The sequence below is a fragment of the Marivirga sp. genome (assembly GCF_051117495.1).
Taxonomy (GTDB): domain Bacteria; phylum Bacteroidota; class Bacteroidia; order Cytophagales; family Cyclobacteriaceae; genus Marivirga.
In genome coordinates this window covers 176,463-191,062 of sequence record NZ_JBNPEF010000015.1, presented here as the reverse complement: position 1 = coordinate 191,062, position 14,600 = coordinate 176,463, and the positions used below count along the sequence as shown (strand labels likewise).

Here is a 14,600-nt window from a genome sequence, read left to right as displayed (position 1 = left end):
GCCTGCCGCGGGCTCCTCGAAATTTAAGTAGCGATTTTTACAAAATCACTCCCTAAATTTCCGAGGTCATAAAACTGTTTCGTAAGCTCTATTTTAGAACTTACACAGTTTATGAGATACTCCCCATTTATTGGTAAATCAAAATATTTGTTACTGACCTAATCCCCCCTTTGGGGGCTAGGGGGCTTTAATCCTTCGTATCCCGAATAATCGTCTTCAACTGATCGCCAGAAACTTCCTCTATGGTTTCCCATTCACCATTTTCGTTCAATCGTTGAATTACATATTTCTTCACTCCTTCTTCCCAACCTTTAAAGGCATTCCATCTCAATTCGTATTTTCTAAACTGTACATCTTTCTGCAAAAGTACGGTATTGCTTTCACCACTGCTTTCAGTATCAATTGAACAGTCATTGATGACCTTCACCTGATAGGTATAAGTATTATTTTCTGTATCACTTTCTTCATCAATGTAAAACTGTTCATGAGGTTCTACATTATCAAAATATTTAAATTCTCCTCCATTTTCACTTCGGTAAATTTCAAATGAAGTAATCCTGCCTTTCCCCTCTTCCGGAATGCTCCATTCCGTGAAAACCTCACCTGTCTCCATCACCGTAGTATTTTGAATTTCAGCTACTTGATTGACGTATATTTCGTCAGTAACTTCAAATTCCACATAATTACTGATGGAGCGTAATGTATTTTGTTGGAAAGCCCCTACCCTATATTCATAAATGCCTGGACATAAATCTTCCTGATCAAGAAAACTAAAAGCATTAACTTCCATCACGGCTATTTCTTGCCATTGCTCCTCACCTTTTCGTTTTCTGAATATTCGTTGGTTATCTATTTGAAAACCTTTAGAGGCATTCCATTCAATCTGTCTCTCTTGAACAGTTTGATTTACATTTTTTAAATGTAAAGTATTAAAAACAGTTAAGAGACCTCTTGAAACCGTATCTTCACAAAATGGAACTGCCTGAAAAATATATTCATGAGACATATCCTGTGGCCTACAACTTTGATCATCGTACAGAATTCGTTGATTAGCACTTCCACTTAATTCAATAGACTGCAATAAATTAAAACCGCCTGGACTGTCTCTATAAACATTATAATGAGAAATATTATTATGATTAAAAGGTTCCAATTCAAAATGAACTTTATTGTTTTCAACCAATATTTGATTCAAATCAGCTTCAATATGCTTAACAGTATCTCGAACTAAAACCTGATTATCGTGCGTAAAACTTACCGGACATCCTTCATCATTTTTCACGGTCAAAGTAACATTAAATGCGCCTGTTTTTTCAATTAAAACAGTTGGGTGCTCTTCAGTAGAAGTCTGTCCATCACCAAACTCCCATTTATATGACTCATTCCATAAGTTACTTCTCTTATTAGTCAATTGCACTTCTACAGGATAACATTCCCCAGAAATATCCATATCAAAATCTACCTTTGGAGTTGGCAGTACTTTAATTCCCTCCATTTTAAAAGTTTGCTCGCACCCTTCTTCATTTTCCGCAATCAAAGTGACATCATATTCCCCTAATTTTTCATATAAATGTTGAGGATTTTGCTCATTGGAAGTATTACCATCGCCAAAAATCCATTGCCATTTTACGGCATCAACGGAAAGATCCGTAAAATTGGCTGTATTGGGCAAACACACTATTTTTTCCTCTATTTTAAAGGCAGTTTGTGGCCCGCTGACTTTTACAAATTGTTCTTTTCTCAGTGTATCTTGGCAACCCAGCTTATTGGTAATCACTAAACTTACATCAAAATTTCCGACCGAATTATACAAATGCACTGGATTCGCTACTCTAGAGGTATTTCCATCACCAAAATCCCAGAAGTAACTTTCTGCTCCATCAGATAAATCCTGAAAGCTTACTTGAACAGGTACACAATTTGACTCTATGGATTCCGCTAACTTAAAATCTGCTTTGTAGGGCGTTACTTCAATATATTGTTGCATCAAGACTGTATCAGCACAGCCACTATTATTTTCAGCAATTAATTGAACATCAAAAACTCCAGCGCTTTCATAATGATGAAGAGGATTTCTTTCGGTACTTGAGTTTCCATCTCCAAAAATCCAAGACCATCTCACAGCATCATCACTGATGGCAGAGAATTGAACAGCATCATTTTGGCAAATTTCATTTTGACCTACCTCAAAGCTAGCACTGAAAATAAAGCTCATCACCTGCTTGCTGCTTACTTTACATCCATTCTCATTTTCAACTATCAATTTGACATCCTTTTCAGGCAATTCATAAAAAGTATGAGTGGGGTTTTGCTCAGTTGATGTATTTCCGTCTCCAAAATCCCATTGCCAAGCAGCAGCATTTACACTTTCATCTTGAAATGAAACTGTTACAGGAAGACAGCTTTGATCGTACTCAAAACTAAAATCACTAGTTAATTCATCAATTTGAATAAAATCAGTTTGAGTGATTTTGTCACTGCACTCCCCATTGGAAGAAGTTAATGTGACAGTATAGGAACCAGGCAAAAAGGACACTTTAGGATTTTCTTCTGTGCTAGTTTCCCCGTTTCCAAAATCCCATAACCATTCAACGGCATCTTCAGATTGATTTTGAAATTGAATTTTGGTCTCTCCACAGCCTTGCATTTTATTGGCTGTAAATTGAGCAATAGGATTTCTAACCTGTATTAGTTGTGGTAATTCAAAAGTATAATCACAGCCTTCATAATCAGTAGCAATAGCCTGAACTGCATATTCACCTGATGCCTCATATACATAAGGGCTATCAAATCCATCAATTATAGTTCCATTACCCATATCCCATTGGATGGATTTAAAGCCAACAAGCTCATGCTCAATAGTGAAGGCTTCCCCCAAGCATATTGCATTAGGATTTGTAAATTGATTTTCTTGATTGCCTATATAAATATTTTTGATTTTGGTCGTGGCGCAATTATTCTGTCCACTTGCTGAAAGGCTTATAGAATAAAGCCCTTCCTTTTGCACTAAATAACTATTATTAGCAGTTAATTCAATTGGCTGATTATTCAACTTCCATCTATAACCTTCAAATTCTGTATTTTCAGGATTAAGTATAATTTCAAAACCTTCACATTTCTTCTGTAGTTCATAATCAAAATCAATATTCGATTCTTGAATATTAACTGTAATATAATCCTCTACTAAGATAATACTGTCTCTATCTATTCTAGCCCAGTAGCCAATTTTATGTTCGCCCACCTTATTAAAAATCTCTTTAAAACTTTGCTTCGAATGGGCTGATCCATCCTCAAATCTCCATTGAAATTTGTCAGCATCTGGAATAGGATTCACTAAATCAATTGAATAAGGGACATTACAACTTGAAAAAGTAAACTTCCCTATCGGACTGTCCCCCTCGGTTTCTTCCATTTCCTCTTCGATTTCCGGATTTTCACAATCAGGCCAAGGGTTAGGAACCATGATGGCTTTAGATTTTGTACATTCACCTTCTCCGCCAATACTTAAAGTGATCCCCACATCACCCAATGCAATAAATGAAACGTTTAACTCCGATTTAGTACCAATCAGATTTTCATTATAATACCATTTTGCTGATTGCCACTCTTCTAAATCAGCCACAATATTTACACTGAAATATCCACATTCTTCCCCTTGAGATACCTCCATTTCTGTATCGACCTCCAAATCAGGAATTTCAATTATATTATATCTTTCTATTGTGGTCTTACAGCCATTCTTATTATTAGTGGTTAAAGAAACTTCATAATTACCAGCTTTACTGTAACTGTGTATGGGATAACGCTCAGTTGATTTGTTTCCATCTCCAAAATCCCATTCCCAAAAATCGTAGCCCATTTCTCCACTAAAATGGACCTCTGTATAGGTACAAGATTCAATTATATCAGGCTCCTCTAAATCAATACTAGTGTTTAAAACAGTAATCGGAGTTTCAAATTCATATTCAATTTCACAGCCTCTATCATTGATATAAGAAACACTTGGATAATAAACCCCTGGATTATTAAATTCATGCTTTACATTTTTGCCATATAATGGATTTCCATTCAAATTCCAATTTATGCTGGTAGCATTGCCATTTAATAGAGTGAATTCAGTTGTAAAAGGAGCACACCCTTGCCAGTCACTTACTTTCACATTTGTTTCCCTTTTAAATACTTGTATCCTATCTTTAAGCGCAGTCTCAATTTTACAACCTGTTTCGTAATGGGTAACCGCTACTACATTGTAATTACCTGGCTTGTTAAAAACGTAATTCAATTCAGCACCTTTAATAGTCTCTCCATTTACTTTCCATGCAAAATCCACAGCACCTGGCGTTTTATTAGTGGTCAAAAATTCAAATGGTTCACAACCACTATTTTGCGGATAAGCAATTTCTACCGGTTCAACCTCTTGTACATTAACAAAAGCTTTCTCAAGAATTGAAACTTCACATCCGATTTCGTTTGTAAAAGTTAACTTCACATCGATGTCCCCAATATCTGATAAACTTAAGCTTATATTTTTACCCTCATAACGCTTTCCCTTGATCTCCCATTCAAATCCCTCATTGGATGGATGAATTGCATTTAAGGTGAACTCTTCACCAATACACACCATTGTTTCGCTTGCTTCCATTTTAGGAGAAGCTATTTCGCCCACTTTAATCAGGGAATCTAATTTGGAAGTTATAGAACACCCAAATTCGTTTAAATAGGAAACTTCAACCTGATATTCTCCAACAGTATTATATAAATGTTCTACACTTGCCCCTTTTTTGATAGTACCATCTCCAAAATCCCATTCTACCTGACTAACTTCTTCATCAATTGAAAAAACTATGGGTTCTATATCGGAAAGACATTGAGCATTTCTACTGACAGAAAATGAATTTTTATGGGCTTCTTTAATTTCAATGGCATTTTCCAACACTTTAATTTCTTGACAATCACCGTCTATTTTTGCAGTTAGAGAAACCGTATAATTACCTGATTCTTCATATTGATGCGTAGGGTTTTCATCAGTAGATTGATTTCCATCACCAAAAGACCATAAATAAGAATCCGCACTAGTCGTCAAATTATTAAAGGATATTTCCTCTCCAATGCAACTTACATTACTTTCTACAGAGAAATCAACCTGAGGTTTTTCCTTAACAGAGATTAGATTCTGATACTGAAGTGTATCAATATTGCCTGAATTTAGCGTGATAATAGCATTTACGATCCAATCACCAGCTTTTTCAAATATGAAGGTAGGGTTTTGAGCTGTAGAAGACTGCCCATCTTCCACTTGCCATTCTACGGATTCATAATCATAATTTTCAATCTCGAAATTAACTACCAAAGGCAGGCATCCGGAATTTTGATCAGCTTTAATTTGCCCCACTGATTTAAAAGCTAGTGCGGTAATGCTGATAAAAAACATAATTCCTATTTTAAAAAATATAGTTTTCATGATGATGATTATTTAATGAGCATTACTTTACCTGACCTATCAACTCCTTGTCCTTCATTGCCTTTGGCATAAACTTGATAAACATATCCTCCTGAAGGTGCATCCTCACCATTCACTGTACCATTCCATTTGTCCTCTATATCAGTGCTAATAAAAACAACATCTCCAAAGCGATTATAGATTACCATTTTATATTCTTTTACGCCCTTGGCGACTGCGCCAAAAGTATCATTCAAGCCATCTCCATTGGGAGTAAAAGCAGTTGGAAGTTCAACAGAAAATGGCTGAAACAAAGTAATTACATTTGATGCACTCATTACGGAATCGTTTGAGGCGCTTATAGCTAATATACGAAATTTAGCGGGTTTTTTATCAGGGTCAACGGTTGCAAATGCGGCACTGACTCCTAAAAGAATTGTTGCGATAAGAATGATAAATGATTTCATGATGAATTCTGATTAAATGATATATCAAAATTCGACATATTAACACTCCTATAAATCAGAGGAATTCTAATTTAAAAAAATAGGGGATGCCCTGATTAAATTAAGGAAAAGTACTATAAAAAATTAGGTGTTTTACTTAAAAGGATATTGATTAAGCATCATTTAAAGTTTGGGCGAAATACCAAAACGAGGGGAGAAGATTTCACCATACCTTAATTCTACTTCCTTTCTATAACAACTTTCAGCAGAAAAAATACCAGATGAAATTACAATTTATAACTAATTGAATTCAACATAAAAAAAACCTTTCTTAAAGCATGAAACTTTAAAAAAGGTTTAATCATTTCAGTAGATAATATATAATAAATCCTTTATTTCTTTTTCTTATCATATAGCTTTTTAGCTCCAAAAGCGGCACCCGCTGCAATTAGGTACTCAATGCCCGTGATGGGTACTGGGTTATCATCAGGTGGAGCCGGTGGCCCAGGTTGTGCATTTAGGCTACAAATAGTCACTAAAAATAAAATACTAAAGGTTAATAATTTTAATATATTTTTCATTTTCTTACCCCTATTCATCATCAGCAATATTGCTTATTGCTTTATTATTCTTTTCATTACAGTTCCTTTATCAGACTCAATTTGAATTAAATAAGTGCCTTTAGTGAATTTGCTCATTTCAATTTCAGACTGACCTTTGTTTAATTTAAATTTATCTATAAACTTACCATTAATCGTAAAAATAGTAATATCTATAGAATTAATGTTATTTAATTCAATAAACATTTTATCGTCCACTGGATTTGGATATAGTTTTAATGCATTTTCCAATGCTTTATTGGCATTTAAAACTTCCTCATTAAATGTAAAGGCATCACTAAGATTACTGCAATTGCCTTTGGTTACTTCGACAGTATAATCACCTGGAGCATTGGCTACTAGGATTTTTCCTGTTTCGTCTTCCAAAATACTTCCATCCAGATACCACTGATAAGTATCAGCTTCAATAGAACTTTCCAATACATTGCCGGCTACCAATATTCCCGGAACAGCCAAATCATTGACTTCAATGGTGAAGTTAACACTATTTACATTACAGCCATTTACAGGTACTCCTGTAAGTTTATATGTTGTGGTTTCTTTAGGTGCTAATTCAACTATATTGGTAGCACTTTCACTAATCAACTCATCACCAACATACAATAAGTAACTACTCATCTCCACATTTGAAGATAAATCAATGGTAGCACTTTCATTCAAACAGATACTATGATTTTCTATATCACCAATAACAGCATCTTCATATAGCTCAAATTCCATTGTTTGATTGGCCTCCATAGCTTCACAATATTCACCTTCAATCAAGATATTGAATTGATTAATACCCATATTTAGTTTGGATGAATCCAAAGTGATCAAAAGCTCACCATCCTCATTTGCCGTGGCACTATAAGCAATTTCTCCATTACTTAATAAATTATAAGTTTTTGCTTTTTGAGCATTTTCAATTTTGACATTCACATTTTGAAGTCCGCAAGCATTTTCCGTCAGGATGCTTAAATCCGGCTGAATACTTTCCTCTACATTTAAGCTAATCTTTTCTGCAAATTCGTATTCTGAACAATTACCAAGAAAAGCCATGACTGTATATTCATTTTCACCAACCGCAATAAATTCAGCTGGAATTGTGATGGATTGATCGCTTCCATCACCCACTAAGCTGTTTACTAACTCATTATTTTTATAAAATTTATATTCCACCTCAGCTTGGCCCGTGAAATTAATGCTTGCTTCACTGCCAATACAGCTATCATCAACTTCAAAAGCCACTGTCCTATCAATTGATAAATTCTCTACATTAATTTCTAAAAGTTGCTCTAAAGTTCCATTTTGACAACCGTCTTTCTCTGCTGCAATTATAAACTCATTCGAACCATCATTTAAATTCTCAGAATCTATAAAGCCATCATATTGACTTCCAGTTCCCTGAATCGACTGAATGGTATCTTCATTTTGAACCAGGTAGTAATTTGCATCTAATTGTGTAGCTATACTAAATGGAGCTTGAGTTTCTACTTTACAAATAGAAGAACCCGTTACTTTGTTATCCAATCTTAAAGCTTCAGCTATTTTGATTTGCGCACTTCCGACACTGACCGTATCACATCCAGCTACGAACCCTTTTAAAACAAAATCATTAATTTCATCAACCAATACTTCTTTGGAAACATCTAAATCTAAAGTTGCTCCTGTACCTTCTACTGAAGTTAGCAGTTCACTATCCTTATACAATAGGTAGGTTACATAAGAGTCCGTATTTTCTAAAATCAATTCGGCATTTTGATTAGGACAAACATCACTAGAAGAAGTAGAAATTTGGCTTGGTGAATTAGAACTTATAAGCAATTCAAACCTGTCTGAACTTTTAGATTCACCATCACTATTAATAGTAAAATTGTACTTAGTGTTATTATCAACTGAAATATTTTTATCTAAGTAATGATCTACAAGTTGGAAGGATTGTGATGGCACGTTACCCAAGTCATTAAAAGTGATAGAATACGTCACTTCATTTTTCAATTGTTCAAAACTTATATTAATCGAGCGACTACAAGGAGATTCACTGGAAATTGAAGCCATTCTATTTACCTTTAGTGGTTTACCATCTGAAGATAAGGTAGAAATCGTTTCATAGGTATTAAGCAACCTATTGGCATCGAAGGCAGCTTCATATGCATCAGTGGCTCCGTCAGCAAAGTGAACTATAGCAACATCATCATAATCAGGTGTTGTCAATACTATTTCGAATCTTTGTGGAATATCAGTCTCTCTGTAGTAAGTTGGAGTTGTACCGGTAACCTTTGTACTTTCCGTTGCGGTAAGTTCACCAGTCCCATCTGTTGCTTGTACAAAAAAACCTTGCCCTTGAGGAATTAGTTGTTCAGAAGACCCGTCATAGGCAATATATGCCCCAGTGTTAGAATTATAAATTTGAGCTGTATTTCCCGCAATGGCAGTTTTTCCCCATTGGCTCCAGTCAGTTGGAGCCGGATAAGGGTTGGCGACCAAGTGCCAGCCAGCATCTGGATCAGTTCCCGTAAAAGAAAGAGACCTTGTAAAACTTCCTGTATTAATAAGTCCAGTGCCATCCATTGTCACAGGAATTACGCCAGGATAGGTATATAAGTAATAACCTTCTCCCACATTAAAAGTCTCCGTATTGGAGGAAGAAGGAAAGGCCACATATCGCTCATTTAGAGTAAGACCAGCACCCGCATCTTCATCATAAGCATACATTGAAGGATTATTATCGTAACCTGTTCCTGTACTGCTGCCGGAAAAAACACCTGTTACAGGTAATTCATTCTGAATATCTGACACCGCTACATTGCTCATTGGAAAGCCTACAATATGATAAGCATTATCTCCTGCATCTGTAGCATATAGAGCCCTTTGAACCGTAACTGTCCCGCTTACCGCTGAACCAGAAGGGATTTCTCCTATAAATGCATCTTTTGTTGAAGTTGATAATAATGTCATTTCCCCAGTTCCTCCTCCATCTAAATCTAAAGTAGTACTAGCACCTATTGTAATTCCATCTTCAATAAATACACCTCCTATATTGTTGTTATTTACAGTTCCTCCAGAAACATTTAAAGTGTATATATTAAAAGCGCTTGAACCAGATATTTCTCGAGTACCGCTTCCATTCATATTTATGATACCATCATTATCATTGAAAGTACCATTATTAGTTAATCCGCCTGAAATATTAAGCGTTGCGGGAGCATTGAAAGTCCCATCAATCTGAACATTAGCAAAAGTAGGAACAGTACCTGAGATAGACGTAGTGCCTCCAAAAATCACAGTACCACCATTAGCATTAAATGAACCATTATTAGTTAAGTTACCATCAATTTGTAAAGCTTGAGTAGATGATGCGGTAACATTACCACTAGTTCCAATAGTGAAATCATTTACCGTTATCGGATTTGAACCACCTAATTGAGAAGTCGCATTAATAGTCAAAGTACCTGCACTACTATTTAAAGTACCATTATTGGTAATATTTCCATTTACATTTAAACTTGTTGCCGGATTGAATGTCCCATTGACAGTAATATCACCAAAGGTGGGTATTGTACCTCCAGTTAAATTTGTGGTGCCATCAAAAGTTATTGTAGCACTAGTTAAGTTTGAACCAGCACCAGATACCAAATCTCCATTTAAGGAAATGGTATTGGTTCCGGCATTAAAAATACCATTTGTAAAAGTAAGTGTACCATTTACTGTAAAACCATTCTGAATATTTAAATCTCCAGTATTTGCTTTTTCTAAATTGGCAATTGCTGTTGGGTCTGTAGAAAGTTCTGCTCCTGAATTAAAGGTTACGTCATTATTATATAATAAATTGTAGGTGCCAACAGCCGTTAATTCATTTGTCAAAACACCACTAGATTGCCTTTCAACATTACCTCCATCGGCAATGCTTATCGAGGAACCCGTTAATTCACCAGAAAACAAATTTATATTACTAGCCGTAAATCCGGAGCCACCTACATCAAATATTGATGTAGCACGATCTAAAGTCAAGGTATTTATATCACCTGAAAAAGAGGCTGGACTTGGCAAAGCTCCTGAACCATTTATTAGCAAAGAAGCCGTTGCATCAGAAACTAAACTTCCCGCTGTTCTAGAATAAGGGCCACTTAATGTAAAAGTATTTCCATTCAAAATAAGATTACCTGCAGTTTGCTCAAAAGTACCATTAATTAATAAGTCCCCACCGAGCGTTACTGTGCCAGAAGAAGTTCTATTAATGGTAAAATTGTTTAATTCTTGAGTGCCTACAAATCCCAATGTACCGAATGCCCCAGTTCCACCAATTGTCAAATCAGACAATGACCCGCCTGACAATCCTCCATTGGTAGTAGATACATTACCATTTAAAGTCAATAAGTTGCCATCTCCAATATTGAGCGTTCCTTCTGTCAAAGTTAAGGTTCGTCCTGAGGAAATGGTAAGATCCCCATTCATATTAACACCTCCACCGGTGTTATTGATAATTAGATTAACATCAGTGGATGGAAAGCCGTTGCCTAGTGCTTGTGTTGCTGTTCCATTGTATTCTATGGTAGCTCCAGTATTGTAAATTCTAGATCCAGTAACTCTTATTGGCCCAGATGTTGTTCCAGTTGAAATACCGCTTGTATTGTTTAAAGTTAATGTTGAACCTGATCCTAATTCAAAAGAGCCTGATCCACCGAAAAAAACGTCCTGGCCGTCAATAAATACTTCAGTATTATTGGTGATTAGAAAATCGATATTATCAACTCCACCAAGCCCATATGAAGCAGAGGTTCCAGAGAATGTTTGTAAGCCACCTGAATTAAACAAAAACTGACCAGTTGCTCCAGAATCGAAAGTCGAAAAGCTACCATTTGAAAATGTAAACCCACTACCTAATTGAAAAATTCCAGTTCCAACAGCACTTAAATAAGAATCACCAGAGGAATTATAAATAAAATCACCAAGAACAGAAAACGTAATTGAGCTTGAATTTGTTAAAGCAATTACAGAACTGCCATTTACAACAAAATCGTTGAAAGCAGTTATTGTGCCAGATCCATCAGAAAAAACTAGGATATCAAAACCAGTTGCATTTACTGTGAATATACCGTTAAATTCTGTCGAAGAGCCCATATCTAAAGTAGTTAATCCCCCGTTATCTAGATTTGGTGTATTCCACTCAAAAGAACCGAATGCCTGATTTAGACCAGTAACAGTTCCTGCTCCCCCAGATAAGTTACCTGAAATCAAACAAAATGAACTATTAGCCCAAGTAGCAATTGGAATTGATGATGAACTAGTATTATGCTCATATGATGAATTACTTTCAAAAAACAATCTGTTTATACCTGATCCACTTAAAGTATTATTATTAATAATAGAACCATAAACTCTAACTTGAGCATTTCCTCCAAAACCAGCAGCGATTGACATTGAGCCATTATTTAAAATACTACTTGTACCTTCAAGAGTTAGATCATCACCACTTCCTGCTCTTACATTTAATGTCCCACCTGCATCAATTTGTAAAGTAATTCCTGTTGAAATATACGCTTGGTCAATATTTGCATTGTAACTATTTGGAATTGAAACATTATGGTTTAATCTGATTTCGGTTGAATTAGAATTTGTAGGAATAACTCCTCCAGTCCACGTATTTGCATCATTCCAAGGCCCAGATTGAGCAGTTGTTATAGTTTGTCCAAACCCAACACTAACAACCCCAACAAAAAATAATATCGAAAGTAAAAATCTCTTCATAACAAATATTTTAAAATCAACTGATTTAGAATAGCCCCTATTCATCAGCTTCATTTAGTTTAATTAACAAAAATACAAACATATTTACACAATAGGTAAGCAACCAACTATAAAATCTTACATTTAATCGAAAAATACTTAAAAACTGGTAGCCCATATTGATAAATATGTCACAAGACGTAGGAAACTGTGAAAGAGTTGGAATCGTTCAGGGTTAATGATGAATTAATTATTTGATGTGCTAATGTGCTGATTGTACAGTTCTTATGGAGTTGCCAATACAAAAAAACAAACATATTGAATTGTACACTTTTACAAAATCACCTCTCATCGGACCTGGCACTGCTCACCTAACTATACAGCGGAGGTCATACGATAGTCAGACCGGCCACGGTTTAAAAGCAAACTATCCTAGCTGTTTCCTCAAATCACAGCCATGTATCTAAAAATGTCCGATCTTCGGTCCTGACATTTCTGCGTGCTTTAAGAAAACAGTTCATCCTTCTTCCTACTATCCTTTTCTATAATAAAAATTATGCCGGTCTGACCTAAAGGTGCTGACCTAAGTAGAATACGGAGGTCAGACGATAATCAGACCGAAATAACCTCCTTGGTTTATGCCGATCTGACCTGCGCTACTGACCTAAAACGTATTAATCACGACTTAAAAGCAAACTATGCTGGCTCTGTTATCAAATCAATAACAAACATGCTTCTAAAAATGTCCGACCTTCGGTACTGACATGGACTTGTACTTAAAGCTTCCAACTTCTAACTCCCCTCCTTTCCCCTTTCCGCAAATTTTCGGATATTAGCATTTCAAAATTTTCGACTTATAAAACGACTTTTTCATATGAAGCATAATGCCAATAATCCAGCACTCAAAAGCTGGGTAGAAGTAGCAAAAGATTCAGATTTCCCTATTCAGAACCTTCCTTATGGTATTTTCTCTACTAAAGGTAAATCACCACGTGCCGGAGTGGCCATAGGTGATTATATTTTGGATTTAACAGAAATTCAATCTGCTCAATTGTTTAAGGAAATAGAGCTGCCTGAAAGAATTTTTGACCGCCCAATTTTGAATGATTTCATGGAGTTGGGAAAGGAAGTTACTGTACCAGTTAGAGAAAGAATCTCTGAATTATTACAGCATGATAATCAAGAGCTTCAGTCTAATGACCAATTAAGAAAACATGCTTTGATTCCGCAGAAAGATGCTAGCATGCATTTGCCCATACGAGTAGGCGATTATACTGATTTTTATTCTTCTGAATCGCATGCAACCAATGTAGGCACTATGTTCCGTGATCCCGATAATGCTTTATTGCCCAACTGGAAGCATATTCCTGTTGGCTATCATGGAAGAGCTTCATCAATTGTAATTTCAGGAACTCCTTTACACCGTCCTAAAGGACAAACCATTGCGCCTGATGCTAAAAATCCAGATTTTGGTCCTGCTAAATTGGTGGATTTTGAATTGGAAATGGCTTTTATCACATGCGGAGGCAATAAATTAGGAGATGCCATTCCAACTAAAGAAGCTGAAAACTATATTTTTGGATTCACCCTTTTCAATGACTGGTCGGCTAGAGATATTCAAAAATGGGAATATGTTCCATTAGGTCCATTTTTAGCTAAGAATTTCGGTTCTTCTATGTCGCCTTGGATTGTGACCATGGAAGCTTTAGAGCCTTTCAGAATTCCTGGTCCAAAGCAAGAACCTGAAGTATTGCCTTATTTGAAATTTGCTGGCGATTATCATTTTGATATCGATTTGCAAGTGGGTATCAAACCAAAAGATTCTGAAGAAAAGGTAGTTACCAATTCTAATTTCAAGTACATGTATTGGAATGTGGTACAGCAATTAGCCCATCAAACGGTAAACGGCTGTAACATCAATACTGGAGACGTCTATGCTTCTGGAACTATTAGTGGAAATGATCCTTCTTCTTTTGGCTCTATGCTGGAAATCAGTTGGAGAGGCACTAAGCCAGTTCAAATGCCAGATGGAACAGAAAGAAAATTTATCAATGACCATGATACGGTCATCATGAGAGGACATGGCGAAAAAGATGGGGTCAGAATCGGTTTCGGTGAGGTGAGAACTGAGCTACTACCAACAAAATAACAGCCTAAGGCTGTGGATAACCACAAAGGCACAAAGATTATTAAATTAATTAAGCTTTTAATTTAACAAGCTTAATTCTATTTTGATTTCAAAGAAATGAGCATCCTTCTTTTTGAGATTTAACGATCAATAATAATATAATTTCTTCGTGAAAACTTTCCCGACTTGCAGTGCGGGACAAGTTGTGCCTTCGTGTCTTTGTGGTTAGTTAAATTTCAGCTTTAGCTGAATAACTT

The 14,600-nt window shown here is 35.8% G+C and carries 5 protein-coding genes; 1 reads left to right on the top strand and 4 read right to left on the bottom strand.

Translation table 11 applies throughout. The annotated features are described in order from the left end of the window. Positions 1-187: 187 nt before the first annotated feature. From ACFE0M_RS09195 to ACFE0M_RS09180, 4 genes are all read right to left on the bottom strand, one after another. Positions 188-5,461 carry a PKD domain-containing protein gene (locus tag ACFE0M_RS09195; RefSeq protein WP_434545461.1) on the bottom strand — a complete coding sequence of 1,758 codons (5,274 nt, stop codon included), beginning with the start codon at positions 5,459-5,461 and terminating at the stop codon, positions 188-190. Positions 5,462-5,469: 8 nt separating this feature from the next. After that, positions 5,470-5,907 (bottom strand): gliding motility-associated C-terminal domain-containing protein, encoded by a 438-nt coding sequence (locus ACFE0M_RS09190; protein ID WP_434545460.1) that lies wholly within the window; start codon positions 5,905-5,907, stop codon positions 5,470-5,472. Positions 5,908-6,278: 371 nt separating this feature from the next. Next, on the bottom strand, positions 6,279-6,467 hold the full coding sequence (locus tag ACFE0M_RS09185; RefSeq protein ID WP_434545459.1) for a hypothetical protein: 189 nt from the start codon (positions 6,465-6,467) through the stop codon (positions 6,279-6,281). A 33-nt stretch (positions 6,468-6,500) separates the two neighbouring features. Further along, entirely contained in the window at positions 6,501-12,236 is a 5,736-nt protein-coding gene (locus tag ACFE0M_RS09180) for a T9SS type A sorting domain-containing protein (protein ID WP_434545458.1), read from the bottom strand. Positions 12,237-13,089: 853 nt separating this feature from the next. Here ACFE0M_RS09180 and fahA point away from each other — a divergent pair. Then, positions 13,090-14,364 (top strand): fumarylacetoacetase, encoded by a 1,275-nt coding sequence (gene fahA, locus ACFE0M_RS09175; RefSeq protein WP_434545457.1) that lies wholly within the window; start codon positions 13,090-13,092, stop codon positions 14,362-14,364. The last annotated feature ends 236 nt before the right edge of the window (positions 14,365-14,600 follow it).